The sequence below is a fragment of the Corynebacterium sp. 1103A genome, from assembly GCF_055700955.1.
Map to the genome: position 1 here is coordinate 15477 of NZ_JASTTF010000014.1, position 26611 is coordinate 42087.

The 26611-nt window shown below is 68.4% G+C and carries 24 protein-coding genes; 15 read left to right on the forward strand and 9 right to left on the reverse strand.

The window, feature by feature from the left end; translation table 11 throughout:
• Position 1 precedes the first annotated feature (1 nt).
• The gene (locus QQS52_RS09675) at positions 2 to 517 is read left to right on the forward strand and encodes a DUF6912 family protein (RefSeq protein ID WP_472773660.1); all 516 of its coding nucleotides are present in this window, start codon (positions 2 to 4) and stop codon (positions 515 to 517) included.
• Positions 518 to 538: 21 nt separating this feature from the next.
• On the opposite strand, the gene rsgA is transcribed toward QQS52_RS09675, so the two are convergent.
• Both rsgA and aroA read right to left on the reverse strand, forming a co-directional pair.
• Entirely contained in the window at positions 539 to 1546 is a 1008-nt protein-coding gene (gene rsgA, locus QQS52_RS09680; RefSeq protein ID WP_472773661.1) for a ribosome small subunit-dependent GTPase A, read from the reverse strand.
• Positions 1539 to 2831 carry a 3-phosphoshikimate 1-carboxyvinyltransferase gene (gene aroA, locus QQS52_RS09685; protein ID WP_472773662.1) on the reverse strand — a complete coding sequence of 431 codons (1293 nt, stop codon included), beginning with the start codon at positions 2829 to 2831 and terminating at the stop codon, positions 1539 to 1541. Before aroA ends, rsgA begins: the two co-directional genes overlap by 8 nt.
• 20 nt (positions 2832 to 2851) lie before the next feature.
• On the opposite strand from aroA, the gene QQS52_RS09690 reads away from it, so the two are divergent.
• From QQS52_RS09690 to QQS52_RS09700, 3 genes are read left to right on the forward strand one after another with little or no spacing between them, the layout of a single operon-like run.
• Positions 2852 to 3526 carry an SOS response-associated peptidase gene (locus tag QQS52_RS09690; protein WP_472773663.1) on the forward strand — a complete coding sequence of 225 codons (675 nt, stop codon included), beginning with the start codon at positions 2852 to 2854 and terminating at the stop codon, positions 3524 to 3526.
• A 39-nt stretch (positions 3527 to 3565) separates the two neighbouring features.
• Entirely contained in the window at positions 3566 to 4153 is a 588-nt protein-coding gene (locus QQS52_RS09695; RefSeq protein WP_070769718.1) for a sigma-70 family RNA polymerase sigma factor, read from the forward strand.
• Positions 4150 to 4416 (forward strand): anti-sigma factor, encoded by a 267-nt coding sequence (locus QQS52_RS09700; RefSeq protein WP_472773664.1) that lies wholly within the window; start codon positions 4150 to 4152, stop codon positions 4414 to 4416. Before QQS52_RS09695 ends, QQS52_RS09700 begins: the two co-directional genes overlap by 4 nt.
• A gap of 145 nt (positions 4417 to 4561) precedes the next feature.
• Here QQS52_RS09700 and QQS52_RS09705 read toward each other — a convergent pair whose 3' ends face one another.
• Both QQS52_RS09705 and QQS52_RS09710 read right to left on the reverse strand, forming a co-directional pair.
• The gene (locus tag QQS52_RS09705) at positions 4562 to 4636 is read right to left on the reverse strand and encodes a 50S ribosomal protein bL37 (protein WP_100227335.1); all 75 of its coding nucleotides are present in this window, start codon (positions 4634 to 4636) and stop codon (positions 4562 to 4564) included.
• Positions 4637 to 4720: 84 nt separating this feature from the next.
• Positions 4721 to 4981 carry a WhiB family transcriptional regulator gene (locus QQS52_RS09710; RefSeq protein ID WP_070769720.1) on the reverse strand — a complete coding sequence of 87 codons (261 nt, stop codon included), beginning with the start codon at positions 4979 to 4981 and terminating at the stop codon, positions 4721 to 4723.
• 602 nt (positions 4982 to 5583) lie between these two features.
• On the opposite strand from QQS52_RS09710, the gene QQS52_RS09715 reads away from it, so the two are divergent.
• Positions 5584 to 6057, forward strand: a complete 474-nt coding sequence (locus tag QQS52_RS09715) for a hypothetical protein (RefSeq protein ID WP_472773665.1) — start codon at positions 5584 to 5586, stop codon at positions 6055 to 6057.
• Between the two features lie 42 nt (positions 6058 to 6099).
• On the opposite strand, the gene QQS52_RS09720 is transcribed toward QQS52_RS09715, so the two are convergent.
• The gene (locus QQS52_RS09720) at positions 6100 to 7353 is read right to left on the reverse strand and encodes an Rv3212 family protein (protein WP_472773666.1); all 1254 of its coding nucleotides are present in this window, start codon (positions 7351 to 7353) and stop codon (positions 6100 to 6102) included.
• Complete coding sequence (locus QQS52_RS09725) at positions 7350 to 8696, reverse strand: DEAD/DEAH box helicase (RefSeq protein ID WP_472773667.1); 1347 nt, start codon at positions 8694 to 8696, stop codon at positions 7350 to 7352. Before QQS52_RS09725 ends, QQS52_RS09720 begins: the two co-directional genes overlap by 4 nt.
• Before the next feature lie 129 nt (positions 8697 to 8825).
• On the opposite strand from QQS52_RS09725, the gene QQS52_RS09730 reads away from it, so the two are divergent.
• The 8 genes from QQS52_RS09730 (at position 8826) to QQS52_RS09765 (ending at position 21576) form a co-directional block, all read left to right on the forward strand.
• Complete coding sequence (locus QQS52_RS09730) at positions 8826 to 9050, forward strand: DUF3107 domain-containing protein (RefSeq protein ID WP_472773668.1); 225 nt, start codon at positions 8826 to 8828, stop codon at positions 9048 to 9050.
• Between the two features lie 80 nt (positions 9051 to 9130).
• Positions 9131 to 10195: a DUF3152 domain-containing protein gene (locus tag QQS52_RS09735; RefSeq protein ID WP_472773669.1), complete on the forward strand. Its 1065-nt coding sequence runs from the start codon at positions 9131 to 9133 to the stop codon at positions 10193 to 10195.
• A 65-nt stretch (positions 10196 to 10260) separates the two neighbouring features.
• On the forward strand, positions 10261 to 11037 hold the full coding sequence (locus tag QQS52_RS09740) for a TIGR02569 family protein (protein WP_472773706.1): 777 nt from the start codon (positions 10261 to 10263) through the stop codon (positions 11035 to 11037).
• 3 nt (positions 11038 to 11040) lie between these two features.
• Entirely contained in the window at positions 11041 to 14271 is a 3231-nt protein-coding gene (locus QQS52_RS09745) for a PD-(D/E)XK nuclease family protein (RefSeq protein WP_472773670.1), read from the forward strand.
• Complete coding sequence (locus tag QQS52_RS09750) at positions 14258 to 17542, forward strand: ATP-dependent helicase (RefSeq protein ID WP_472773671.1); 3285 nt, start codon at positions 14258 to 14260, stop codon at positions 17540 to 17542. The genes QQS52_RS09745 and QQS52_RS09750 overlap by 14 nt, the downstream gene beginning before the upstream one ends.
• 125 nt (positions 17543 to 17667) lie before the next feature.
• Positions 17668 to 18780, forward strand: a complete 1113-nt coding sequence (locus QQS52_RS09755) for a potassium channel family protein (RefSeq protein WP_472773672.1) — start codon at positions 17668 to 17670, stop codon at positions 18778 to 18780.
• Positions 18780 to 19517: an NAD(+) diphosphatase gene (locus QQS52_RS09760; protein ID WP_472773673.1), complete on the forward strand. Its 738-nt coding sequence runs from the start codon at positions 18780 to 18782 to the stop codon at positions 19515 to 19517. Before QQS52_RS09755 ends, QQS52_RS09760 begins: the two co-directional genes overlap by 1 nt.
• A complete protein-coding gene (locus tag QQS52_RS09765; protein WP_472773674.1) occupies positions 19501 to 21576 on the forward strand; it encodes an ATP-dependent helicase in 2076 nt (691 codons plus the stop codon). The genes QQS52_RS09760 and QQS52_RS09765 overlap by 17 nt, the downstream gene beginning before the upstream one ends.
• 47 nt (positions 21577 to 21623) lie before the next feature.
• On the opposite strand, the gene QQS52_RS09770 is transcribed toward QQS52_RS09765, so the two are convergent.
• Entirely contained in the window at positions 21624 to 22538 is a 915-nt protein-coding gene (locus QQS52_RS09770) for a hypothetical protein (protein WP_472773675.1), read from the reverse strand.
• Positions 22539 to 22652: 114 nt separating this feature from the next.
• On the opposite strand from QQS52_RS09770, the gene QQS52_RS09775 reads away from it, so the two are divergent.
• Positions 22653 to 23204, forward strand: a complete 552-nt coding sequence (locus tag QQS52_RS09775; protein ID WP_472773676.1) for a M48 metallopeptidase family protein — start codon at positions 22653 to 22655, stop codon at positions 23202 to 23204.
• 37 nt (positions 23205 to 23241) lie between these two features.
• Here QQS52_RS09775 and QQS52_RS09780 read toward each other — a convergent pair whose 3' ends face one another.
• Positions 23242 to 24729, reverse strand: coding sequence for a zinc-dependent metalloprotease (locus QQS52_RS09780; RefSeq protein ID WP_472773677.1), 1488 nt, complete (start codon positions 24727 to 24729; stop codon positions 23242 to 23244).
• Positions 24730 to 24810: 81 nt separating this feature from the next.
• Here QQS52_RS09780 and QQS52_RS09785 point away from each other — a divergent pair, with 81 nt between their 5' ends.
• On the forward strand, positions 24811 to 25881 hold the full coding sequence (locus QQS52_RS09785; RefSeq protein WP_472773678.1) for a YlbL family protein: 1071 nt from the start codon (positions 24811 to 24813) through the stop codon (positions 25879 to 25881).
• Positions 25882 to 25931: 50 nt separating this feature from the next.
• Here QQS52_RS09785 and QQS52_RS09790 read toward each other — a convergent pair whose 3' ends face one another.
• Entirely contained in the window at positions 25932 to 26594 is a 663-nt protein-coding gene (locus QQS52_RS09790) for a beta-N-acetylglucosaminidase (protein ID WP_472773679.1), read from the reverse strand.
• Positions 26595 to 26611: the final 17 nt, after the last annotated feature.

The following is a 26611-nucleotide window of genomic DNA, read 5'->3' on the forward strand; positions in this document are numbered from 1 at the left end:
GATGTCTGATTGTCGCGTCTACCTGCCGGCCACCTTTGCCATGCTCACAGAGCTGAAGGAGACCGGCCAGCTGCACGCCCGCTCGGGTTGGGGCTTTATGGTCACCGACGCCCTGCGTGAGTTCTACACCGCCGGCGACGAGGAAGAGATCGCCTACTCGGCCTTCCTGGAGGCCTCCATGGCGTCGCTGCGGCTGCTGGCCATCGGCGACGAGGAGCACTTCCCCCACCGGCGCGTGGTCATCTCCGTGGACGTGCCCGCCGAGGCGGTCATCCCGCAGCCGGAGATGGGCGAGCCCGTGGTGAAGCTGGAACCGGCGCTGGTTACCACCGAGCAGCTGGCCGCCATCCACGTCGACATTGAAGAGTCCGAGGCCGCTACCGCCAAGGCCATCGAGGCCATCGACACCGCGGACCTGGGCGACGAGGACGCGGAGCTGGCCGTCGGCGACGCTCTCGATAATTTCATGGCCTTCTACGACCCGACCGAGCTGCCCTTCCTGGTGGAGCTGCTCTAGGCGGCAGCGGCTCGGACTGGGCTAGTTTTCCCAGTCGACGTTGGTGCGCAGCGCGGCCAGCAGCTTGCGCACCGCGGCCGCGCGCCGGGCCGAGGCCGAATCCGGGGGGATGAGCGCGGGAACGTCGAGCCCGCACTCGGGATCGGCCGGGGGACCGGCGTGCGTGCACCCGCGCGGGCAGGACTCGGTGGCCTCGGCTAAGTCCTCGAAGACGCCTAAGACGGTGTCGGCATCGACGTGCGCGAGCCCGAAGGAACGGATGCCGGGGGTGTCGATGATCCAGCCGTTATTGCCGGGCAGCGGCAGCGCGACGGACTGGGTGGAGGTGTGCCGGCCCTTGCCCACGGCGGAGACCTCGCCGGTCTCCCGGTCCGCGTCCGGGACCAGCCGGTTGACCAGCGTGGACTTGCCCACCCCGGAGTGTCCGATGAGCGCGGTGATGTGCTCGGAGATCGCGTCGCTGACCTGCTCCAGGCCGTCGTCGAGACCGGCGTAGACCACGCTGATGTCGAGGTCGGCGAATTCCGCGGCGAAGGGCGCCGGGTCGGCCAGGTCCGTCTTGGTCAGGCACAGGATGGGGTGGATATTGCCCACGAAGGCGGCCACGAGGGCGCGCTCGACGAAGCCGGAGCGCGGCGGCGGATCGGCTACCGCGGTGACAATCAGCATCTGGTCGGCGTTGGCCACCACGATCCGCTCGTAGGGGTCGGTGTCGTCGGCGGTGCGGCGCAGCACGGAGGTGCGCTCGGCGAGCTTGACTATGCGCGCGAGCGTGCCCTTGCGGCCCGAAGTGTCCCCCACGACGCCGACGCGGTCGCCGACCTCGATGGCGGTGCGGCCCAGCTCGCGGGCGCGCATGCAGGTGACCACGGGGCCGTCGTCGAGGGCCACGCCCCAGCGGCCGCGGTCCTTGGTGATGACCATGCCGAACTTGGCGTCTTTGTGCTTGGGGCGGTCCTTGGTGCGCGGGCGCGAGCCCTTGCCGGGCCGGACGTGGACGTCGGACTCGTCGTAGTGGCGCCTAGGCATGCGCGCTGCCTTCGGAGACCATGGTCTCCCAGAGCTCGGCGAAGCCGGGGAGGGTCTTCGCGGTGGTGGCGATGTCTTCGACCTCGATGCCCTCGACGGCCAGGCCCAGGATGGCCCCGGCGGTGGCCATGCGGTGGTCGGCGTAGGTGTGCCAGCGGCCCGCGTGCAGGGGCGCCGGGGTGATTTCCAGCCCGTCGGGCAGCTCGTGGACGTCGCCGCCCAGGCCGTTGAGCTCCGTGGCCAAGGCGCTGAGCCGGTCGGTCTCGTGGCCGCGTAGGTGGGCGATGCCGGTTAGCCGGGAGGGGCTATCGGCCAGCGCGCAGAGCGCGGCCACGGTGGGGGTCAGCTCGCCGAGGGCGGACATGTCGTAGTCGATGCCGCGCAGGCGGGCGCCTGGAGAGCCCACGACGGTGACCTGCCCGTGGGCCTGCTCGATGGTGACGGACATGCGGAAAAGCACGTCGCGGATGAGATCCCCGGCCTGGGTGGTCACGGCCGGCCAGTCGCGCACGGTCACGCGCCCGCCGGCCACCGCCGCGGCGGCCAGGAACGGGGCGGCGTTGGAGAGATCCGGCTCGATGCTCCACTCGCGGCCGTTGATGGGGCCGGGGTGCACGGTCCAGCTGTTCCCGTCCTCGTCGACGGTCACGCCGGCCTCGCGCAGCATGGCCAGAGTCATCTCGATGTGTGGGCGCGAGGGGATGGCGCCGCCGACGTGGTGGACGGTGATGCCTTTTTCGAAACGCGGGGCGGCTAGCAGGAGGCCGGAGACGAACTGGGAGGATTGCGAGGCGTCGATGGTGACCTCGCCACCGGCTGGGGTGTTAGAGGTGGAGATGCTAAACGGCAGACTGTCGCCTTCGGCGTCGACCGTCACCCCCAAGTCGCGCAGGGCGCCCAAGATAGCGCCCATGGGGCGTACGCGGGCCTGCTCGTCGCCGTCGAAGGCGACCGGCTCGCCGGCCAGGGCCGCCACCGGCGGCAAGAAGCGCATCAGGGTGCCGGCCAGGCCGCAGTCGATGTGCCCGCCGCGCAGCTGACCCGGGGCCACGTGGATCTCTGGGCCGGTGGTGGCGTCCTCGACTTCGATCTCGGCGCCGAGCTCGCGCAGGGCGGCAATCATCAGCTCGGTGTCCCGGGCGATGAGTGCCTGGGTGATGACGGAGGGGGCATCGGCAAGCGCGGCCAGGACCAGGGCCCGGTTGGTCATGGACTTGGACCCGGGCACGCGCTGCTCCCAGCGCAGGGGGCCGGTGGGATGCGGGGCTAACCAAAAATCTGCCATATAGGCCATAATAGAGGTTCATGTGTGGTCGTTTTGTCTTGTTCAGCGAGTCGTTGCTCGATTCTGTCGGTGCGCTGGAGGGAATCGAGGAAGTTTCTGCGCCCACCGGCCTGCCGGGGCCGCGGTACAACATCGCTCCGACCCAGAAGGTGCCCGTGGTGCGCATCCAGGAGGCCTACGCACAGGTGGATCCGGGGCGCTGGGCCCTGCTGCCGCATTGGAAGAAGGACTTAGACGGCCCGCCGCTGTTTAACGCCCGCGCGGATACGGTGCAGAAGAAACCGTCGTTCCGGGACGCCTTCGCCGGCCGGGCCGGCTCCGGGCGCTGCCTCATCCCCATGGACGGCTACTACGAGTGGCACGACGACGGCACCGGCAAGATACCCTACTACGTGCGCCTGGGTGACGGCCAGATGATGTGGGCGGCCGGCCTGTGGGCCACGGGGCTGGACCAGCTCTCGGCGACCATCGTGACCACCGCGTCGACCGAGGAGATGGCTTGGCTGCACGACCGTCTGCCGCGCTTTTTGGCGCCCGAGGAAATCCGGCAGTGGGCAGAAGGCACCCCGGAGGAGGCCGCCGAGCTTTTGCACCCCAGCCCGGTGACCGGGTGGCAGGTGGACCAAGCGGCCAAGGAAGTGGGCAATATACGCAACGATTACCCGGAACTTCTACCCCAAGGCGCCGGGGCCTAGGATGGTTATGGCAGAAAGCTCATTTAAAGGAGTACGTTAATGGCACAAGACTGGGCCGCCTCGTTCGAGGAACAGGCCATGCCGCTTCTAGACCAGCTCTACGGGGGAGCGATGCGCATGACGCGCAATCCGCAAGACGCCGAGGACCTGATCCAGGAGACCTACCTGAAGGCGTATAAGAACTTCGATTCCTTCAAGCAGGGCACCAACCTGAAAGCGTGGCTGTACCGGATCATGACCAACACGTACATCAACTCTTATCGCAAGGCGCAGCGCCGCCCCACGCAGTCCTCGGCGGACGAGCTGACCGACTTCCAGCTGTACACGACCTCCGGGCACGACTCGACGGGCCTGGAGTCCGCGGAGGTCGCCGCGCTCAAGGCCATGCCGGACACGACGATTTCGGAGGCGATGAACGACCTGCCGGAGGACTACCGCATGGTGGTCTACTACTCCGACGTGGTGGGGCTGGCCTACAAGGAAGTCGCGGAAGTGATGGATATCCCCTTAGGCACGGTCATGTCACGGCTGCACCGGGGAAGAAAACTACTGCGAAAAGCGTTGAAGGATGTAGCACGTGAGCAAGGCATTGGGCTCAACCACCCAGATATGGAGGCAGACAAGTGAGCAACTGCAACCACCGCGGGGCTTGTGACTGTTCTTCGCAGGAGATAGAGGCGCTGCTGTGCCGGCTGCTGGACGAGTCGCTGAGCCCGCAGCAGCGCGCGGCCGTTGAGGCGCGCATAGCCGAGTGCAACGTGTGTATGGAGCGCCTGGAGACCGAGCAGATCGTGCGCCGCCTGGTGCGCACCTGCGACAAAGCCACCCACGCCCCGGAGACCTTGCGGCAGCGGATCACCGTCCAGATCCGCTCCATCCGCTACCAGTAAATAACACAGCCTTCCCACGCCGGCTCTTCTCCGGGTCCCGGTAAACACGGCGGGGGAGGCCAAGACACAACAAGCCCGCCGCGGCGGGGTTTAACGCTTCGAGGCGTTATCCCCGCTGCGGCGGGCTCGGTGTTTTTAGCTGTGATTATGCGTTAGGACGCTTGCCGCGGTTAGCGGACTTCTTCCGGCGATCCTTACGCTTACGGCCACGCTTGCTCATGGTGGTACTCCTTTGCAGAGAGCGGTTAGATGAACTGGTAATAACTGTAGCGGCAGGCAACGCCGGGGGCGAAATTGCCCTACCTTAGGCGGAGACGCGGGCGCGTCCGCGGCCGCGGTTGCGGCGGCGCTTCAGGGCGCGGCGCTCCTCCTCGGACAGGCCGCCCCACACGCCGGCGTCCTGGCCGGACTCCAGGGCCCACTTCAGGCACTGGGAGGAAACGGGGCAGCGGTTGCAGACCAGCTTGGCCTTGGCGATCTGGGTGAGGGCGGGGCCGGAGTTACCGACCGGGAAGAACAGCTCGGGGTCCTCGTCGCGGCAAATTGCTTCGTGGCGCCAATCCATGATTGATATCTCCTAACAAATTTTCGACAGCGTTTAACACCGGTACTTGGAGCCGAATTCGGGAGTCACCGCAAATGGCGCACCGAAAATCAGAGCCAAGCCCTAATGTCATGGGGTTTGCGTGCCAGGACCGGTCTGCAACGCGGGGTGTCTGGTCTCGAGGTCAGGCCTCCGCTTGCCGCCATGGTTTACCTGGCGTTCACTCTGCGTTGGTGCAGAGTTTGGAGCTGGTTAAGCAGCTCGTCTTTTTTGCTACCTGAAGATAATGACACGTTTACAAAGACTTCGCTAGGGTTAAAGGCTAAATTGTGGTCAATATCACCGAATTATATCTCGGTGGATTGGGAAGCTTTCTCCGAATTTTAGGCAGCTGACAGGTACTAGTAACGCGCTGGCCTGCACAGACAGCGTTTGTCTGTCAAATACCTAAGGTATGACTAGGTCAAATCCGGGCCGGCGGACCACACCCGAGCGCGGTGGACCGGGCGCCCGCTCAGTCCCCTAGACAACGCGTTTAACATTACGGCGGGTAAACCCGCCTTTAAGCTTCGGAGGCTATGGCGAGTGGAGGCGCGCGGGCGGGAAAACGTAGACTAAGCGCCGTGAGCTCTAAGAAATCGACATCCGCTGCTTCAGCCGCCGGCTACTCGGCCGGCCGCGCCGGTGGGCTGGGCGCCCCAGCCACGGTCCGCCTGGGGGCCGGGATCGGCATCGTCCAGTCCATCGCCGTCATCATCTTCGGCATCTTTTTGATCGTGCACGAAGCCACCCACCCGGAAAACCCGTCGCTGGTCTCCGAGACCGCCGCGACCGACTATCTGGGCCTGGGCACCGCGATCTTCATCTTCATCGTCTTCGGCTTCGTCATCGTGGGCGCTATCGCCATGACCCGTGGCCGCCGGTGGGGGCGCGGCGCGGTGCTGCTGGTGCAGTTCATCCTGGCCGCCAGCTCCTTCCAGATGTTCTCCGGCGGGGCCATCGCCCTCGGCATCGCCACGCTGGTATCCGCCCTGGCGGGCATCTACCTGCTGATGGTCAACCCCATCTCGCAGGAATGGTTCCAGCAGAACTTCTAGGGCGGGCTTTCAGGCCCGCGTAGCCAGAGCAGGCCCAGGCAGCTAGGCCGGCGCGGCCTGCAGGGCCACCAACTGCCCGCCGCGGGCCTCGACCAGGTTGGTGCCGGCGACGGTGAGGTGGACTGGGCCGCGGTAGGAGCCGCGGTCGACCGGCACGGTGCGCTCCGTCTGGCCGGTCTTCCAGTCGTAGACGGCAATACCGTCTGCGGTGGGCACCAGCAGGCGGTCGCCGATGGCCGCACCGGTGCCGAGCGCGCCGTCGAAAACGCGGGTGACCTTGAGCTCGTTGGGGCTGAAAAGGTACAGGCGGGCGCCGTCGAACCACGTCATGTGGTGCGGCAGGTCCGCGGTGGCGGGCTGAAACAGCGTGGGGGAGTTGCTCACGGCCGGCGAGGAGGGGACGGCCTGGCGGTGCGTGACGGTGCCGTCGTCGCTAAAGGAGATGAGCTCGGGGGTGTCACCTTCCGCGTAGACGGTGGCCGCGGACTGGCCGACGGCGACCAGCCGGGCGGAGGCGGCCTCGACCTCGGCGGTGGCGTTAACGTCCGGGGTGCGGGAATCCTCCGGCTCCGTGGTCTGGAAGCGCAGGAAGTCGCGGTCGGCGGCGTCCGGGCAGGTCTCCGAGACGACCAGCAGCTCGGTGCGGGTCAGCGCGGAGTTGATGGTGCACTCCGGGTGCGGCTGCGTGTGGGCCTCCTGCGGGGCGGGGATCTCGCCGTATTCCACCGTGCGCACCATGTCGGAGCGCCACAGCTCGACGCGGTCGGTTGAGGCGGTGCCCACCCGGTCGTTGGAGCTGACCGGCACGGTCTCCTCAGAATTCAGCGCGCTGCGGGTGTCCGAGTACTGGCCCGTGGTGGCATCGATAGCCACGGTGTCGCCGCAGCCGACCGAGGTGCGGTAGGTGGCCACGACCTTGTCCCAGGCGGTGGCCAGGCTGCACAGTGGGGCATCGGTGCGGGTATAGGACCAGACCTCGTGGCCTTCGGTATCGACGGCGCGGACGGTGTCCCCGTCGGCGGCGATGATGAGCCCGTTGGTGGCGATGGGTTGGACCCCGGCCGAGGTCTGCGGGGCGGCGCCGTTGGCTAGCTCGAAGGCCGGGGCTAACTGCGCGGGGATCTCCGCCAGCGTGGCGGGGGCCTCCGGGACCGGCTGGTCGGCCGGGTGCAGGTCCGCGGCCCTTAGGGAGCCGGAAAAATAGGCGCCGACCACCGCGACGACGCAGACTACTGCGATGACCGCGGTGAGCACCCAGTCGCGGCGGGAAGCGCGCAGCATCACCGCGCGGCTCATCGCTTCCGGCCCCGTGCTTGAGGCGCGGACCGGGGGCGGCGGGGGCGCCCGGAGCGGCGCTCGCGCCCGGGCCGCTTGCGGTCCCCGCCCACCACGGCGCGGGCCGGGCCGACCGACTCCTCGGCGTCTTCCGGGAAGTCCAGGGCCTCGGCCAGCTCCGGGGAGGTGCTGAACCAGGTGGGCAGGTCGTGCTGGCCCAGGTCCAGCTCGGCATCGATAGCCTCCCACTTAGCCTGCTCGTCGTAGCCGACCAGGGTGACGGCCGTGCCGGTGTGGCCGGCGCGCCCGGTGCGGCCGATGCGGTGGATAAACGTCTGCGGATCGTTCGGGACCTGGTAGTTGATGACGTGGGTGACATCATCGATATCGATGCCCCGCGCGGCCACGTCCGTGGCCACCAGCGTGGAGACCGCGCCGGAGCGGAAGGCCTCCAGCGAGCGCTCGCGGGCGGCCTGGCCCATGTCCCCGTGCACGGCGGCCACGGCGAAGCCGCGCTGGGCCAGGTCCTCGGCCACCTGGGCGGCCGAGCGCTTGGTGCGGGTAAAGATGATGGTCCGGCCCCGCCCGCGGGCCTGCAGCGCGCGGGAGAGCACGGCCAGCTTGTCCATGCGGTGGGCCAAGAAGGAGATCTTCTTCGTCGAGGCGTGGGTCTGGTCGGCCTCGCCGGACTCGGCGCGGATGTGCACCGGCTTGTCCATGAAGCCGCGGGCCAGCGACAAGATGGCACCCGGCATGGTGGCCGAGAACAACATCGTCTGCTGCAGGCTGCCGGCCACCGCGGCGGCGAGCTTCTCAATATCGGGCAAAAAGCCCAGGTCCAGCATCTCGTCGGCCTCATCCAGGACCAGGATGGCCACCGCGTCCAAACGCAGGTGGTGCTGGGCGTGCAGATCCAGCAGCCGGCCCGGGGTGCCGACCACGACGTCCGCGCCGCGTTCCAGCTCGGAGATCTGCTCGGCATAGGGCCGCCCGCCGAAGACCGTGACCACGCGCAGCGGCAGGTTGGCCGCCGCCGCCCGCAGGTCGTCGCCGACCTGGTGGGCCAGCTCGCGGGTGGGCACCACGATGAGGGCGTGCGGGGTGCCGTCGCACTCCGGCAGGGCCGCGTCGTCGAAGACCCGGTCGAGCAGGGGAACCCCGAAGCCCAAGGTCTTGCCCATGCCGGTGCGCGCCTGGCCGATGATGTCGGCGCCCTTGAGCGCCAGCGGCAGGGTGAGCTCCTGAATGGCGAAGGTGTGGGTAATACCCTGGGCGGCCAGGGCATCGCAGATCTCGGCGGCCACACCTAGGCGAAAAAACGTCGGGGTCGGCGGTACGGTGGAAGGCGTTTGCGAGTCAGACACACCTCGATACTAACCGGCACGGTTATAGTGGGGGCCATTAGATTGTTTGGCTTCGCGCTCAAACAGTAGGAATTGGTGTATCGCGGTACGCCAGAGACGATGAAGACGCAGAAAGGCAGGTTTTCACCCATGGATATCAAGTTTGGTTTCGCGGACACGGCCCGGGAATTGGTCATCAACGCGGAGGGCACCCAGGATGAGCTGGCCCAGCGCATCAACTCCGCCCTGGCGGACAACTCCACCCTGGAGCTGGCCGATGAGAAGGGCCGCAAGTACCTGGTGCGCACCGACCGCGTGGTCTACGTCGAAATCGGCGCGGTCAAGCCGCACGCCGTCGGCTTCGCCGGCGTCTAGTTTTCCCACCGCTGCCTGGGGTCTTCGGCCCGGCCGCCCGCTTGCGGGGCGCCGGCGGGCACCGGGTAACCTAAAGGGCCATGGAGAATTCGGAATTTCCACAACCCCGGCACCACCGCCGCGCCGAGCCGCGCGGTGAGGACGACCAGCGCAGCTGGGCCGGGGATTCTGGTGTGCCGGAAAACACCCGCCATTCCGCCGCGCACAACGGCGCGGGCGCCGGCGGGGCGGTGCAGCGCTTCGCCGCGGACTACGGCTGGTGGCGGGTGGTGGCCATCCCGGTCCTGGCGATCATCACCATCTGGGTGCTCATCGACATCTTCACCGGCCCCGGTGAGACCGCTGAGGAAGCCGGCTCCCCGCGCGCCCAGAAGCAAGACAGCGCGGCGGCCGACCATGACGCCACGGCCGTAGGCCCGGACCCGGCGGACGCCGGCGACGTCCAAGGCGCTATCGACCAGCTGCCGCCGGGCGGGGAGTTCACCCGCGCCGGGGACGACACCTACCGCGAGGTCGGCACGCCCGGGCTCGAGGTGGGGCAGGGCGAGGTGCGTACCGTGCGCTACTCGGTGGAGATTGAAAATGGCATCGATACCTCCAGCTACGGCGGCGACGCCGCCTTTGCCAGCATGGTGGACGCCACCCTGTCCGACCCGCGCGGCTGGACCAACGACCCGGCCTTCAAGTTCGTCCACGTGGGCGCCGACGAGGACCCGGACACCCGCTTCCGGCTGACCTCCCTGGAGACCACCGCCGAGCTGTGCGGCGCGCAGCTGGGCATGGAGACCTCCTGCCACACCACGATTACCGGGGACTCGACCGTGGTGGTCAACGAGTCGCGCTGGGTGCGCGGCTCCCGCGCCTTCGAAGGCGATGTGGGCAACTACCGCCAGTACCTCATCAACCACGAGTTCGGCCACGCCATCGGCTACGCCGAGCACCAGGCCTGCGGCGGCGAGGGCAAGCTGGCGCCGGTGATGATGCAGCAGACCATCTCGCTCAACAACAAGGCTCTGCACGCCGAGGCCCCGGACGAGGTCTACCCGGACGAGGATGTGACCTGCGAGCCGAACCCGTGGCCCTACCCGGTCCCCGGCGTGGAGGATCCCCACGACCCGGGCCACGGCAAAGCCCGCAACGACTAAATACACCTCAAAACCTCAACTAGAGACCTAACCCCAAACCGAACCGAGTGAAGGAGCCGGACGTGATTTCTAACCCTCCGGAGCATGTCTTAAGCGCATTCCGCAGCAGCGGCCGTCCGGCCGTGGGTCAGCCCGAGCAGCTGGGGTATGCCTGGGACAACGGCCTGCGGGTGGGTGATGTGGTCTACGCCGTCGCACCGGCCACGGCCACCTGGTCGGCCCGGGTGCGCGAAAAGTTGAGTGTGCGGGGGGCGCGGGTGGCCCGCCCGTTGCTGACCACGGACGGGCGCTACACCGTGGCCGGCTGGAAGGCCACACAGTTCGTGGCCGGGGACCTAGAAAAGCGCGTCGACGAGACGGCGCTGCTGGCCGGGCGCTTAGAGGCCGCGCTGGCGGAGTACTCGGTGCCTTTCGCCGGCACCGCGGAAAGCCGCACGGACGTCTTCGCCCAGGCCGAGCGCGCGGCCTGGGAGGAAACCAGCGAGTACTACGCGGACCTTTCCGGCCTGCCCCGCGTGGTCGGGCACGCGGACCTTCTGGCCACCACCCTGTATTCCGGCCACAACCCGCCGGCCATCGTGGAGGTGGTGCCCACCGCCGCGCCCCGGCCGAAGGGCTACACGGCGGCCCTGGTGATTGTCGACGGGCTGGTTAACCGCGCCGTGGACGACGCCATCTGCGACCGCTTCGACCACCTCGAGGGCCTGGACCAGTTGCTGCTGCGCGCGGCGGCCTACCGCCGCCACGTGAACTCCCTGCACGAGGATTCGCGCGTGAACGTACGTTCGGAGATCCAGCGGGTGGAGCAGATGCTCGTGTCCCGCGTGTGTGCCAAACTTTAGGGCATGACAGGACGTTATGACCCCCATGACACCGCCCGCAGCGGCGTAGTCCTCCCGCCCTCGCCCGAGGTGCGCCTCGTGGCCGGTGAGAAGCCCGAAGGCACCCGCGCGTGGCCGCACCCCCTGCCGGAGCGGGGGATATGGAAGGTGACCGGCCGGGCCGGGGCCGGGGTGAGCAGCTTTCTGGTGGACACCGTCCTCAACGTGCTGCGCGGCGGGGCGGACCCGGCCGGGGTGCTGGTGGTCAGCTCCTCCAAGGAATCCGCGGCGGCGCTGCGGCGCGAAATCTCCGCGCACCTGGGCGACTACGCCTCCTCGGCGGCGCTCGTGCGTTCGGTGCACTCGCTGGCCTTTTCGCTCCTGCGCCAGGCCAGCGACGAAGACCTGCGCCTTATCACCGGCGCGGAACAAGACGCCGTCATCCGCGAGCTGCTGGAAGGCCACGCCGCCGCCGGCGGGGCTAGCTGGCCGGAAGAGATCCGCCCGGCGCTGGGCATGGTGGGCTTTGCCCGGCAGCTGCGCGACTTTTTGCTGCGCGCCATCGAGCGCGGCCAGTCGCCGGAATCCCTGCGCCGGAAAGGCCGCGAACACTCCCGCCCCATGTGGACTGCTGCCGGGGACTTCCTGGAGGAATACGAACGGGTCATGGCGCTCAGCGGCGCGCATTCCTACTCGGCCGCGGAGCTGGTCAGCCAGGTGCTCCTGCGCGCTGGGCAGCTGGATTTCGGCCAATGGCACACCATCGTAGTCGATGACGCGCAGCTTTTGGCGCCGGCCTCCGGCGAGCTGCTGGAACTTATCATCGCCCAGGCGAAACTGGCCGTGGTGGGCGGCGACCCGGAGCAGGCGGTCTTCGCCTTCCGCGGCGCTAATACCCGCTTTTTCGACGAGCTGGACGCCGAGCACCGGATCGACCTGGGCGCCTCGCAGCGGCAGCCGAAGCCGGCCTGCCTGGACATCGTGTCCACCGCGGCCCAGCTGCAGGCCTCCGTGGCCGACGCCATCCGCCGCCGCCACCTAAGCGACGGGGTGGCGTGGAGCGATATCGCCGTCATCGTGCGCTCGGTCGCGGATATCACCCCGCTGCGCCGGGGCCTATTGGCCGCCGGCGTGCCCGTGCACCTCAACCCCACGGACGTGGTGTTGTCCGAGCAGCGCCTCGTCGCCGCCATGGTCCAAGCGCTCGAGGCGGTCTACCAGCCCCTGCGCACCGCGCAGCTGGAAGAGCTCATGACCGGGCCCATTGGCGGCGCGGACCCGGTCACCCTGCGCCGGCTCATCCGCGGCCTGCGGCGCTGGAATCCCGCCCAGCGCGGCCTGGAAACCCTGCGGGAGCTCATCACCGGCCCGCTGCCGGACTTCGACGACCTGCTGACCGAGCGGGAAGTCGTCGTGCTGGAGCGTGTGCGCGGCGTGCTGGGCGCGGGCGTGGAGCAGGCCCAGGCTGGCGCCAGCGTGGAGGAGATCCTGTGGGCCATGTGGAACGCCACGGGCCTGGCCGAGCGCCTGCAGGCGGCCGCCCTGCGCGGCGGCGCGACCGGCTCCCAGGCGGACCGGGACCTGGATGCCATGATGGCGCTCTTCGACGCCGCCGGCGACTTCGTGGAGCGCTACCCGGGCGCCGGCCTTAAGACCTTCGTCCGCCACATCACGGAGCAGGAACTGCCCACCGGCGTGCGCGACAGGCGCAACGCCACCCCGCAGGCGGTCAACATCCTGACCGCCCACGGCGCGGTGGGCCGCGAGTTCGACACCGTGGTCGTGGTCGGCGCCCAAGAGACCGAGTGGCCGTCGCTGGGGGAGACCGGTAGCATCTTCGACCAGGCGGACCTGGTCGATCTGGTGGACGAGGGCATCGACCCGGACGTGCCGGTCAGCCACCTGCGCGAGCGCCTGCACGAGGAGCGCCGCCTCTTCCACGTGGCCACCACCCGGCACACCGCACGCCTGCTGGTCGTGGCTATCGATGCCCCCGATGCCGAACAGGTCCAGGAGCCCTCCCGGTTCATCGCGGATTTCGCGACCCCGGCCATCAACTTCCCGGCGCTGTTCGCCCGCCGCGCGGCCACCCGGCGCCTGCGCGCGAGCGTGTGGCCCAAGGAGCTGGGCCTGACCGTGCCAGAGCCGGCCGCCGAGACCCATCCGCAACCGGTACCCAGCGCCCTGCCCACCAGAACCCAGGCACCGAGTGCGCCGGGGCAGGCCGGCGGAGCGGAGGTGGATCCGCTGCAGGTCTCGGTGCTGTCCGTGCCCGTCTTCGTGGCGGCACTGCGACGGGTAGTCAGCGACGCCGAGCAGACCGAGCTCGCCCGCGAGCAGGCCGCCCGGCAGCTGGCGCGGCTGGCCGCGGCCGGGGTCCCGGGCGCCGAGCCGCAGCAGTGGTGGGCCGCCCGGGAGGTGGCCAGCAGCCCAGAGCTTGACCCGCGGCCGGCGCTGTCGCCGTCCAAGGTGGAAGCGCTCATGCAGTGCCCGTTGCACGCGGTGCTGTCCAACCTGGAGGAAGAGCCCGACAACCAGATGGCCATGCTGCGCGGCAGCCTGGCGCACGCCTTCCTGGAGGCCATCGGCCGGGGGCTTATCCCCGCCCTGGCCCACGAGCTGTCGCTGGCGGCCTTTAGCAGCATCCAGAACTCGCCGGCCTGGAAGCGCGCCTCGGAGGCGGAGTCCTTCGCGGAGCTGCTGCAGCGCACCCAGAACTGGGTCGCGGAGGCGAACGTAAACTTCACGGCCGTGGGCACCGAGGTGCCCGTCGACGTTCGGCTGGACAACGGCGTGCGCATCTCCGGGCGCATCGACCGTCTGGACAAATCCGCCGAAGGCTACCGCGTGGTGGATCTCAAGACGGGCAGCTCCGTGCCCTCGGTCCAGGCCGCGGAGGACAACCCGCAGCTAGCCACCTACCAGCTGGCCCTGTCCCAGGGCGAGGTGGTCACCGAGGACACCAGCGCGCGCAACCCCAGCGGGGTCAAGGTCACCAGCGGCAACGGCCTGCCGCGCGAGGGCGGGGTGCTGTTCTACCCGGCCTCGTCGAACAAGTCGGTGCCGGGCCGCTACCAGAGCGCCTGGGGAGAAGAGGCCCTGGAGGAATTCGCCGCGCAGCTGCCCGACCTGGTGGCCGAGCAGCGCGGGCCGACCGTGACCGCCCGCATTAGTGATAGTTGTACGTTCTGCCGGATTAAGCCCATCTGCCCGGTGCAGCCGGAAGGAAGGATGACCACCGATGTCGAAGGCTAATTACCCCCACCTGAGCCCGGACGTGCTCGCCGCGTCGCTGGGCAAGAAATTCCCGCCCAGCCCGGAGCAGGCCCAGGTCATCGACAGCCCCCTGGGGCCGAAGCTGGTGGTCGCCGGCGCCGGAGCCGGCAAGACGGAAACCATGGCCTCCCGGGTGGTCTCCCTGGTGGCCAACGGGGTGGTCCGCCCCGAGGAAATCCTGGGCCTGACCTTTACTAGGAAAGCCGCGCTGCAGTTGGAAAACCGCATCCGCCGGGCGCTGGTGCAGCTGCGGGAGACCGGCATGTTCCCGCCAGGCTCGCCGGTGGCCGACGCCCTGGAGACCATCGCGCCGAAGGTGGCCACCTACGACTCCTACGCCGGAGACCTGGTCCGCGAATACGGGCTGCTAGTGCCGGTGGAGCCGGGCGCGCGGATTATCACCGACGCCGAGCGCTTCGCCCTGGCCCACGAGGTGGTCACCAACTACACCGGTCGCCTATCCAGCACCAGCCAGGTCGGCACCGTCACGGAGCAGCTGGTCAATATGGTCTCCGCCATGGACAACGTGCTGGCGGACCCGGACGATATCCGCCAGCACGCCAGGGACTTCCGCGCCGAGGTCGACGACCTGCCCAAGGGCCCGCGCACCAAGGGCGAGTATTCCAAGAAACTCCAGGGCTACCTGGACACCCAGCAGGTGCGCGTGGATTACCTGGAGCTGGTCGAGGCCCTGCAGCAAGCGCAGCGGGACCAGGCCGTGGTCACCTTCGGTGAACAGATGGCCGTGGCCGCGAAGCTGGCCGCCGCGCACCCGACGGTCGGCGCGGCCCAGCGCTCCCGCTTCCGGGTGGTGCTGCTGGACGAGTACCAGGACACCTCCCACTCCCAGCGCGTGCTGCTGCGCGCGCTGTTTGGCGGCGAGCCCCACCCGGGCCTGTCCGTGACGGCGGTGGGCGACCCCATGCAGTCCATCTACGGCTGGCGCGGGGCCACCGCGGAGAACCTTGCGGCTTTCGTCACGGACTTCCCGAAAGTTGGCGGCGAGCCCGCGGACAAGGACCAGCTGACCATCTCCTGGCGCAACCCGCGCAAGGTGCTGGAGATGGCCAACGCCGTGGCCGACGGCGTCTTCGCCGGCGGCCCGCGGCCGGTGGACCCGCTGCGCGCCCACGATCACGCCGGCGAAGGCGAGGTTTCCCTAGGCTTTTTCGCCAACGCGGACGCCGAGATGGAGTTCGTGGCCGGGCACCTGCGCGAGAAATACGCGGCGGCCCAAGAAGAAGAGCGGGACTTCAGCGCCGCGGTGCTGGTGCGCACCAACAAGCAGGCCCAACCCGTGGCCCGCGCCCTGGAGGAAGCCGGGGTGCCCTACGAAATCGCCGGCCTGGGCGGGCTGCTCTTCGAGCCGGAAATCCAGGACCTGGTGGCGCTGGCCACCATGCTCATCCGGCCGCAGAACAACACCGCGGCCCTGCGCGTGCTGGCCGGGCCCGCCTGCGGCATCGGACTTAAAGACATCCAGTCCCTGGGCAAGCGCGCCGCCAACCTGGCCGGCCGCCTGCGCCACCCCGGCGAGGAGGACCCGGCCCAGACCACCGAACAACACACCGACCAACACACAGAGCAACCAGCAGGCCAGGCGCCGGAGGAGCCACTTAATCCCAGCGATCCGGAGGCGGTGCTGCGCGCGGAGCTGGACGACATCACGGCCCAGGCGCCGGAGCAGGTGCTGGGCCTGGCGGATGCGGTCGCGGACCTAGGTGAGCGCGAGCGCTACACCCCGGAGGGGCTCGCACGCATCGAGGAACTGTCCTCCCGGCTGCGCTACCTGCGCACCTATAGCCTGGCCAAGCCGCTGGGTGATCTCTTCGCCGACATCGAGGCGGTGTTCAACCTGCGCGCCGAGGTCCTGGCCCGCGGCACCGCGGGCGGGGCCACACACCTGGACGCCTTCGCCGCCGTGGTGGAATCCCTGCCGGTCGACGGCCTCGGCGCGCTGCTGGACTACCTGGAGCTGGCCAAGGAGCACGAGAACGCGCTGGAGCCGGGGGAGGTCCCGAAGGTCAACAACCGGGTGCAGATCCTGACCGCGCACAAGGCCAAGGGCCTGGAGTGGGAGCACGTGTGCGTGGTGCGCGCGGACAAGTCCTCCTACCAGACCCGCGGCGGGACCTTCCTGTCCCAGGCGGCCATCGTACCCGGCGACAACGACTACATCGAGGTCGTCGAGCCGGAGCCGAACGCCAAGGGCGAGGTGAAGGAGGCTACCCGCAGCGACTTCGAGAAGGGCTGCGAGGCCTACAAGCAGGAAAAGAAAGAGCACCTGGCCCAGGAGGCGGCGCGCCTGTTCTACGTGGCCATGACGCGCAGCGAATCCACGCTGACCGTCACCGGCAGCTTTACCGGCAAGCGCGAGGAGGGCGTCTACGAGCAGCTGGAGCTGCTGCGGGATAAGTTCCCGGACGCGGTCGTGCACTGGGACGAAGGCTTCGAAGACACCGACGCCGAGCAGTCCCCGGAGGCCGGCTTCCCGGTCCTGCCGCAGCGCCCGGGCGCCCAGGACGGCGCGCGGCGGGTGGCCGCGGCCATGGAGAAGCTACCGGAGCTGGGCGAAGGCGAGGCCTTCGCCCAGTGGGAGGCGGAAGCCAGCGCGCTCATCGAGGAATACCGCGGGCTGCAAGCACCCGTGGTGGAAGTGACCCTGCCGGGCGAGCTGACCGCCTCGGACCTGGTGGCCCTGCGCGCGGATCCCGTGCAGTTCGCCCGCCGCCAGCGCCGCCCGGTGCCGTTCAAGCCGAATTCTTATGCCAAGCGCGGCACCGCCTTCCACGCCTGGCTGGAGGAGCGCTTCGGCGGCCAGGCGCTGCTGAGCGAGGACGAGCTGCCCGGCATCGATGAGCCGGTGCCGGCCGCGGACCTGGTCACACTAAAGGAGAAGTTCCTAGACAGCGACTGGGCCAACCGCACCCCGGAACACGTGGAGGTGCCGTTCGAGGTCACCATCGGTAGCGCGGTGGTGCGCGGGCGCATCGACGCGGTCTTCCGCGCCCCGGACGGCGGCTGGCTGGTGGTGGACTGGAAGACGGGCCGGCCGCCGCAGGGCGCGGACATGCAGGCCGCCCAGATCCAGCTGGCGGTCTACGCCGAGGCTTGGCGCCGGCTGACCGGGGCGCACAGCGTGCGCGCGGCCTTCCACTACGTGGCGGATAACTACACGCTGGAACCGCGCCACCTGCCGGACGGGCCGGCCCTGGCACGGCTGCTCAGCGGGGCGGTGCACCCCGAGTGAGGGCGGGTGGTCGCCGCGGAAGTTCGGTAATATTGCTGCAATCGCAGTAGGGTATTGCAATGCGTGGGGAAGGTCAGTTCCCCGCCCGCGCACCGGTTTGACACACGAAGGAGGCCGTCGAGCTCATGCCGACTCCCGCGCGCCGCTTCAAGCGGCGTATCACCCAGCGGTTCCACCCCGGACACGAGCTGTCCGCGCTGCCGGCGCACGGCCTCATCGACATCATCCGTGTGCCCCGCAAGGATGAGACCAACCCGTGGAAGCAGCTGATGCGGCGCATTGTTCTCGCGCTGGTTATCGTGGTCTTTGTGGCCCTGGTGGTCTACTTCGGCCGGGACGGTTACAGCGAGGAGAACATGTCGCTTTTGGACGCGGCGTATTATTCGGCCGTGTCGCTGACCACCGTGGGTTACGGCGATATCGTGCCGGTCAGCCCGGAGTCCCGCTTCTTAAACCTCGTTCTCATTACCCCGGCCCGCCTGATCTTCCTGGTCTTGTTGGTCGGCGCGACCTTGTCGGTGCTGACAGAAAAGACTCGAAAGACCTACGAAATCCAGCGTTGGAGGAAAAAGTTGCATAACCACACCGTCGTCATCGGCTACGGCACCAAAGGTGCCGGGGCCGTCGCGGCCCTGCTGGCCGACGATGTCCCGGCCTCCCACATCGTGGTCATCGACACCAACCGCGCGGCGCTTTCCCACGCGGAGCACCACGGGCTGGTCACCATCTACGGCAACGGCACCCGTCAGGACGTTCTGAAAATCGCGGGCGTGGAACACGCCAAGTCCGTGGTGGTCACCCCGTCCACGGATGACACCGCCGTGCTGTGCACCCTCTCGGTGCGCGAGCTGTCCCCGCACGCCAAGATCGTGGCCTCGGTGCGCGAGTCCGAAAACCGCCACCTGCTGCGCCAGTCCGGCGCGGATTCCGTGGTCACCTCCGCCGAGACCGCCGGACGCCTGCTGGGGCTGGCCACCGTCACCCCGACGGTGGTGTCCATGATGGAGGACCTGCTCTCCCCGAACGAGGGCTTTTCCGTGGCCGAGCGCCCCGTGCGCGAATACGAGGTCGGCTCCAACCCGCGCCACATCATGGACATCGTGCTGGCCGTGCTGCGCGACAACGAGATCCACCGCGTGGACACCGCCGACGCGAACGCCCTGCGGCCCGGCGACCGCCTTCTCTACATCAAGCACGACACGGAAGAACCCGCCGAGGTCACGGAGGATAACGACTAGTGCTTATCTACGTCTCCGCGCGCGGGCAGGTCCCCGCCAGCGGCGACGGGCTGCCGGTGGTAAACGATGCCCCGCCGGCGGCCGCGGTAGAGACCATCCCCGGGGCAGCGGGCTGGCTGGGCCCGCGCGAGCTCGCCGCCCTGGCCCGCAACCCAGAGGTCGACCAAGAAATCCGCCGGGATATTCAGTGGGCGCTGCGCGCGATTGGTCTGCTGCGCTACCGCCGCGAGTTCCGCTTCCACCCGCGCAGCGGGCAGGAGCTGGAATTCGGCGCCGGGGGAATCGCCGGGCGCGCGCCGGGTGAGGACACGCAGACGGTCTACCCGCGCTTAGATCCGGCGGTCATCGGGATGGTGCACCACCCGTTAAAGGAGGAGATCCTTCTCGCCCGCAACCGGCTGCGCCCGGGGTATTTCTCGCTTATCGCGGGCTACGTCGACGTCGGCGAGAGCCTAGAACACGCCTTCGAAAGGGAGGCGTGGGAGGAGACCGGCCGTCGGCTGCATAAGATAACCTATTGGGGATCCCAGCCGTGGCCGGCCAGCGGCTCACTGATGGTGGGCTTCAGCGCCATCGCCGCGCACCCGGAACCCGACCCGGCGGCTGCGACCGACGGGGAGCTGGCCGAAATCCGCTGGGTCGGGCGGGACCAGGTGCTGTCGTTGCCGCTGGCCGCGCCAGGTTCTATTGCACACACGATGATGATGGAGTGGTACGCCCGTGGCACCAGACGCTAAGTTCAGTCTCGACCTCAGCCAGCTGGACGAGGACCAGCGGGTCGCGGCCACCGCCCCGCGCGGGCCGGTGTGCATCCTGGCCGGCGCCGGCACCGGCAAGACCCGCACCATCACCTACCGGATCGCGCACCTGGTGGAACAGGGCTTCGTCAGCCCGCAGCGCGTGCTGGCGGTGTCTTTTACCACCAAGGCCGCCGGGGAGATGCGCGACCGGCTCGAGTCCATGGGCGTCGGCGGCGTGCAGGCGCGTACCTTCCACTCCGCGGCCCGCCGGCAGCTGAAATACTTCTGGCCACAGGTGGCTGGGGACCTGCCCTGGGCCATGGTGGACAAGCAGTTCTCCCTGGTCGGGCGGGCCGTCAACCGGGCGGGCGTGGAAAACACCAAGGAGACCGTGGGGGATCTCAAAGAAGAGATCAAGTGGGCCAAGTCTTGCCTCCTCACCCCGGGCACGTACGCCGAAAACATCGCCAAGCTGGGCCGCAAGGCCCCGGTGAGCCCGGATAAGGTCGCGGCGGTCTACCAGGCCTACGAGGACCTCAAGACCCGCCCGGACGGCGTCCTGCTGGACTTTGAGGACCTGCTGCTGCACGTGGCCGGGGCGCTGGAAAACGTCCCGGCGGTGGCGGAGGAGTTCCGCTCGCAGTACCGCAGCTTCGTGGTGGACGAGTACCAGGACGTCACCCCGCTGCAGCAGCGAGTGCTGGACGCCTGGATGGGCGAGCGCGACGATCTCACGGTGGTTGGCGACGCCAACCAGACCATTTATTCCTTTACCGGCGCGAGCCCGGACAACCTGCTGAACTTCTCGCGCAAGTACCCGAACGCCACGGTGGTCAAGCTGCAGCGCGACTACCGCTCGACGCCGCAGGTTACCGACCTGGCTAACCGGGTCATCGCCCAGGCCAGCGGGAGGGCCGCGGGCACCCGCCTGGAGCTACAGGGCATGCGCGAGCCCGGCCCGAAGCCGCAGTTCCAGGACTACGAGTCGGAGGAGACCGAGGCCCAGGAGGTCGCCGGCAAAATCCTAAGCCTGCTGAACGACGGCGTGCCCGCCAAGGAGATAGCGGTGCTCTACCGCATCAACTCCCAGTCGGAGCCCTTCGAGCAGGCGCTGGCGGATGCCGGGGTGGTCTACCAGGTCCGCGGTGGGGAGGGTTTTTTCACCCGCGCCGAAATCCGCGAAGGTGTGCGCGAGCTGGTGCGCGCGACCCGCCGCGACGATCTGCCGGCCGACCCGGTGGCGGTGGCCCGGGCCGCCTTCGCGCCGCTGGGGCTTTCCGAGCGCGAGCCCGACGGCGCCCAGGCCCGGGAACGCTGGCAGTCTCTAAGCGCCCTGGTGGATCTCATCCGGCAGCTGGTGGACAACCGCCCTGGCATCGACCTGCCCGGGGTGGTCGCCCAGCTGCAGGAGCGCGCCCGCAACAAGCAGAACCCGGTGATGGAGGGCGTTACCCTGGCCACCTTCCACGCCGCCAAGGGCCTGGAGTGGGACGCGGTCTTCTTGGTGGGGTTGAGCGAAAAGCTGTTGCCGCTCAACCACGCCATCAAGTCTGGCAACGCCGAGGACATCGAGGAAGAGCGCCGGGTGTTCTACGTCGGCATCACCCGCGCCCGCGAACACCTGCTGTGCTCCTGGGCGCGCGCGAAGACCACCGGAGCCCGCGCCAGCCGGGAGCGCACCCGATTTTTGGACGGAATGGTCCAGGACCAGACCGCTAACGCGCCGTCGCGGAGATCCCGGCGCCGCTCGTCCTGCCGCGTGTGCGGGCGCCCGCTGGCCACCCCGGCGGAGAAGTCGCTGGGCCGCCACGAGTTCTGTGCCTCCGATGTCGACGAAGAGCTCTTTGCCCGCCTGCGAGCCTGGCGCAAGGACGTCGCGGCCGAGGCCCAGGTGCCGGCGTACGTGATTTTCTCCGACGCCACGCTGCTGGCCATCGCGGAGCAACTGCCCACGGACGAGGCCGCGCTGCTCAGCGTCTCCGGCGTGGGGCCGAGCAAGATGGAAAAATTCGGCGCGGAAATCTTGAGCCTGGTCTCTAGCCACGTGGCCGGCTAAGCAGCACGCACGCGAGCAAAACACCGCTCGCGAGCTAACACAGCACACTAGAAGCAGGCGGGGCAGTGCGGGTGCGGCTCGAGGATGCGGTGCGTGGTCTGCCCGTAGACGTCCACGTCGATGAGCGCTCCGGGCACGGCCCGGGCGGCGGGAACCCCCGGCGGGGTAGGGGTGCCGGTGACCGCGCCGACTGCCACCAGCGTGTGGGCGGCGATGGCGTGGTAGACGGCGAAGTCGTGGGCCTTGGTGTGCTGCCCGTACTGGGCGATGACGGTGGGCCAGGACGGGTCCATGTCGCTGCGCACGAGGTCGAAGCACAGCGGGCAGGGTCCTTCGCCGCGGTAGTGCAGCGGCCCGATGATCCCGCGGGAGTCGATGGCGCTGATCGGCAACCAGGTAAAGGCCTTGGCGCGGTACCGGGCCAGCAGGGGCGCCCAGTAGAGGGCCTCGGCCAGCTCGTCGACGAGCACGATGGGGGTGTGCGGGGCGGTGTGCGCCAGGTAGGAGCTCATCGTCTCCCGGTCGAAGGGGTTGCGCACCCGGCACCCGTGCTCGCGCAGCGTCTCCGTGACCAGCCCGGCCAGCCGCGTGCGGCCGAGTACCACCACCGCCGGGCCGAGCCCCTGGGTGCGCACGATGCCGTATTTGAGCAGGTCGTCCAGCAGGCTGCGGGAGGCACTCGGCGGCAGGCCTGCCAGGTCCTCCCAGTCGGCGCGCGTGAAGGGAGCCGGGAGGTTAGCCAGCGCACGGGCCAGGCGCATGGGCTGGCCGGTGCCAATCAGGCCGGCGCGGGTGGCATCCAGCCCGAACTGCAGCGTGCCCGCATCCCGCGCATAAAACCCCACCCCGGGCGCGAAGCGGAAGCTCTCACCCGCTCCGGCCGGCGGGTCTGTGTCCTCCGGCTCGGCGAAAAAGGCCGTGCCCTCATCAGACTTGGCGTTAGTCGTGTCTTCGTTATCCACCTGCGGATTTTCCCCCTCGCCGTGATGGCGTCTCTTCACCCCTTTGAGTAGCGCCCCTGGCGGCATGGGCCTTGAGCACGTGTCCTCATTGGAACACAGCTAGGATGGGCTGTCATGTCGAGACCACAGCAGCCGGGGGAGCCAGCCGCCACCATGCCGGTGCGGGTTATCCGCTCGGCCCGGCGCAAGCGCACCGTCGAGGCCCGAGTGGTGGATGGCGTCCTCCAAGTTCGGATCCCGGCCTGGATGTCGCAGGTCCAGGAGGACAAGGCCGTGGCCGATATGCGCCGGCAGCTGGCCAAGAAGGAGGCCTCCCCGCACGCCAGCGACGAAAAGCTGGCCGAGCGCGCCGAGTACCTCAACCAGACTTACCTGTACGGCCAGGCGCGGGTCGGCTCTATCCGCTGGGTGACCAACCAGAACACCCGCTGGGGCAGTTGCACCCTGACCACGGGCGCCATTCGGATCTCCCACCGGCTGCAGCGGGTGCCGGAATATGTGCTGGACTCGGTCATCATCCACGAACTGGTGCACACCTTCATCCCCAACCACGGGAAAGCGTTCTGGATGTGGGCCAACAAAGCCCCGTACGCCGAGCGCGCGCAAGGCTATTTGGAGGCCTATCAGCGCTTCGGTGGCGGGGCTGGCGGTATAAACGAAAACTAAGAGCCACCGCGGGTCAGTCCGGGTGGCCTACGCCGGCTTAGTCGTTCTTCGGGGCGTCGTCCTCGCCTTTGTCTTCGCCGTTGTCCTCGCTATACCCGTTTTCGGTGTCGTCCTCGGCGGATTCACCGTCGGCGGACTTGTCGGCGTCGGACTTGCCCTCAGCGGACTCGGCGTCGCCGGACTCGTCTTTGGTGTCCTCATTGCGCAGCATCTCTTCCAGCTTGGCGAACTCGGCATCGAAGTCGTCGCTCGGGGCGTCGTCCAGCAGGGCGTCGATGAAGGAGGCCGGGTTGTCCAGCTGCTCAGCGGTGGGCAGCAGGTCGGGGTGCTCCCAGGCGCCGTCGCGCTTGGTCACGCCCACGGCCACGGTGGAGCGGCGCCACAGCTCGGCGGCCTCCCGGACCTTCGGGGCGGCCAGCTCGATGCCGACCACGCGGGAAAACGCCTTCTCGGCGGAGCCGCCGGAGGTGCGCCGGCGGGCCCAGGCCTCGTTCATCGCCGAGGTCGACGGGATGCGGTCCTGCATGGCCTCGGTGACGACGTGCTCGACCCAGCCCTCGACCAGGGCCAGCAGCGTCTCCAGGCGGGAGACGGCCGCGGCGTTGCGCGAGGAAATGCGCGGGGACAGATCCATGCCCTGCAGCTTGCTCATCGCGTCCTGGATGGCCTGCGGATCTCCGGATTCCAGGTTGAGCTCGCGGGTGGCCTCCTCGATGTGGGAGGTGTCAATGACCAGTCCCAGGGCGTATTCCTCCACGGAGGAAACCAGGCGTTCGACCAGCCACGGCACGTGGGTAAACAGTCGCTGGCGGGCGGCCTCCCGGGCCGCGATGTAGACCATGACCTCCTGGGCCGGGATGTCCAGGTCGCGCGCGATGTGCTGGATGTTGTGCGGCAGCATGGCGGTCACCCCGGACGGGGCGACGGGCAGGCCGAAGTCGGAGCCGGTCAGTGCCTGCTGGGCCAGGTCGCCCAGCGCGCGGCCGAGCTGCATGCCGAAGTTCATGCCTGACATCTGGTTCATCATCTGCGACAGCGGGCCCATCATCTCCCGGGCCTGCTCCGGCATGGACTCTAATTGCGCCTCGTTCATGTGCTCGGCCACGGGAGTGACCATGCGCTTCCACATGGGCAGGGTGTTTTCTAACCACTCGGTGGAATTCCACGCCGCCACGGTGGAGCTAGCGGTCGGCAGGTCCGTGGAATCATCCAGCCACAGCTCGGCCAGGCGCAGGGACTGCTCGACGGCCTGGGTGTCCTTGTCGCCGACGGGCTTGTCGCTGGAAATCTGCTGGCGGGCGATACGCTCGGCCATGGTGTAATTGACTGGGCCGGAGTTTTCCGGCGAGTTCATAGACGAGCCCATGCCGGACAGCATCTGCCCGAACTGGTTGAGCATATCTCCTAATCCGCCGCCCCCGGCTCCGCTAAATCCGAAGGCGCCAAACGGGTTCTGGTCGCGGCGATCGTTGTTATCGTCGTCATCATCATTATTGGGGAAAGAAAAGCCGAATCCGTTAGTCATAGTCCCTAATCTACCGTTCGCGCTAAGGCTGCCACCATGCCAACTTAAACGCTGATAGCGAACACGGTAGGCTGTGTGGCCATGACCTCTTCATCCTCGCGCCGCCGGCGCACGCTCGTGTGGGGCGCAATCCCGGTGGTCCTGCTCGGCGCCGCGGTCAGTGTCACCGAAATCCCCGGAACCGATATCAACCTCGCGGTGCCTTATGCGGCCGAGGGGCCCGGGCCGACCGTGAACACCCTGGACGAGGTCGACGGCAAGCCCGTCGTCGAGGTCGACGCCCCGAACACCGATAGTCCGGCCGGGCACCTGAACATGACCACCGTCTCGGTGCGCACGCAGATGAGCCTGATGCAGATGCTGGGCCGCTGGCTGACCAGCGATGACACCATCGTGCCCATCGAGACGGTCATCCCGAAGAATATGTCGCCGGAGCAGATGGAAGAGGCTAACAAGCGGGCGTTCACCGACTCCGAGTCCGCCGCCACGATCGCGGCCATGGACTACCTGGACAAGCCGGTAGAAATCGTCGTCGCGGATCTGACCGAGGACTCCGCGGCCCAGGGCGCCCTGGAGCGCGAGGACGTGATCAAGGCGATGGACGGGGATGCAGTCGGGGAGCCGCAGGAGCTGCAAAAGCGCATCCAGTCCCACGCGCCGGGCGACGAAGTCACCCTGACCGTCGAGCGCGACGGTAAGGAACGCGAAGAAAGAGTAACGCTGGGTGCTTCCCCGCACGACGAGGACGTCCCGCTGCTAGGAATTTTGATGACCACCCAGCCGGCGGAGGACATCAAGGTCAACTACAACCTGCAGGATATCGGCGGCCCGTCGGCCGGCATGATGTTCAGCCTCGCCGTCATCGACAAGCTCTCGCCCGGGGACCTGACCGGCGGGCACTTCGTGGCCGGAACCGGCACCATCGGCCCGGACGCGAAGGTCGGGCCCATCGGCGGGATCGTGCACAAGGTGGACGCGGCCGAAGAGGCCGGCGCCGAGCTATTCCTTGCTCCTTCCGCGAACTGCGCGGAGGCCACCAGCCGCGACCACGGCGAGATGGTGATCGCCAGCGTCGACACGCTGGATGATGCCATCGCGGCCATGGATGACTTCGACGCCGGGCGCGACGTGAAAACCTGCCCGGCGCAGTAGCGCCGGGCAGGCAGAGCGAAGGCCGCGGGTGCTCCCGCGGCGGGGGCGGTTTAGAGGACGCCCATCTCCTCGAAGAGCTCCTCGGGCTCTTCCACGTCGGAGGGGGCCAGTTGCTTCATGACCAGACCCTTGTCGTTGTCCACGACGGACAGGATGGTGTCGGTGCCCAGGGTGGACCAGCCGACCAGGATGTCGCCCTCGTCTTTGACTACGTGCCCGTTGCGCAGGCCGGTCAGGACCTGGGTGGCCTGGGCGGCCTGGGAGGAGGACTTGTAGAACTGGATGGAGCCGATCTCGGCGCCGGTGCAGTTGTAGGAGTCTCGCATGCCCACGTCATCGCAGCTATCGAACTGGGCGAACAGGGAGCGCGGCGCCAGGCTGGAGAAGATCTCGTAGACCTGAGCGACGGTCTCCTCCAGCTTTTCGTCGCCGGCGGCTTGCGAGGACTTGGCGGCCGAACTATCGGCTGGCTCCGACACATCGGTGGCGGACTTCAAAGCGGATTCCGCGGTGCTGGTGGCCGGAGCCGAAGACTCGGTGGACTCCTTTGCTTCGGAGGTCTCGGTCTCCGGGGCCTTGTCCGTTTCGCTGGCGGCCGGGGAGGGATCCGGTTGGGGATCCTCTTCTGGCTGGCCACAGGCGGCCAGGCTCAGCGCGCACAGTCCGGTAGCGGCGGCCAGGCTCGCCCGGTGGAAACGGTTGGCAAGACGCACGGGATCAATCTCCTCAA

Coding starts and splice junctions, on each gene's coding strand:
- QQS52_RS09780 (WP_472773677.1), bottom strand. CDS start 24,729: ATGACTAACGGATTCGGCTTTTCTTTCCCCAATAATGATGATGACGAC.
- QQS52_RS09695 (WP_070769718.1), top strand. CDS start 3,566: ATGGCACAAGACTGGGCCGCCTCGTTCGAGGAACAGGCCATGCCGCTT.
- QQS52_RS09755 (WP_472773672.1), top strand. CDS start 17,668: ATGCCGACTCCCGCGCGCCGCTTCAAGCGGCGTATCACCCAGCGGTTC.
- QQS52_RS09750 (WP_472773671.1), top strand. CDS start 14,258: ATGTCGAAGGCTAATTACCCCCACCTGAGCCCGGACGTGCTCGCCGCG.
- QQS52_RS09785 (WP_472773678.1), top strand. CDS start 24,811: ATGACCTCTTCATCCTCGCGCCGCCGGCGCACGCTCGTGTGGGGCGCA.
- aroA (WP_472773662.1), bottom strand. CDS start 2,831: ATGGCAGATTTTTGGTTAGCCCCGCATCCCACCGGCCCCCTGCGCTGG.
- QQS52_RS09775 (WP_472773676.1), top strand. CDS start 22,653: ATGTCGAGACCACAGCAGCCGGGGGAGCCAGCCGCCACCATGCCGGTG.
- rsgA (WP_472773661.1), bottom strand. CDS start 1,546: ATGCCTAGGCGCCACTACGACGAGTCCGACGTCCACGTCCGGCCCGGC.
- QQS52_RS09745 (WP_472773670.1), top strand. CDS start 11,041: ATGACAGGACGTTATGACCCCCATGACACCGCCCGCAGCGGCGTAGTC.
- QQS52_RS09690 (WP_472773663.1), top strand. CDS start 2,852: ATGTGTGGTCGTTTTGTCTTGTTCAGCGAGTCGTTGCTCGATTCTGTC.
- QQS52_RS09735 (WP_472773669.1), top strand. CDS start 9,131: ATGGAGAATTCGGAATTTCCACAACCCCGGCACCACCGCCGCGCCGAG.
- QQS52_RS09730 (WP_472773668.1), top strand. CDS start 8,826: ATGGATATCAAGTTTGGTTTCGCGGACACGGCCCGGGAATTGGTCATC.
- QQS52_RS09675 (WP_472773660.1), top strand. CDS start 2: ATGTCTGATTGTCGCGTCTACCTGCCGGCCACCTTTGCCATGCTCACA.
- QQS52_RS09710 (WP_070769720.1), bottom strand. CDS start 4,981: ATGGATTGGCGCCACGAAGCAATTTGCCGCGACGAGGACCCCGAGCTG.
- QQS52_RS09720 (WP_472773666.1), bottom strand. CDS start 7,353: ATGAGCCGCGCGGTGATGCTGCGCGCTTCCCGCCGCGACTGGGTGCTC.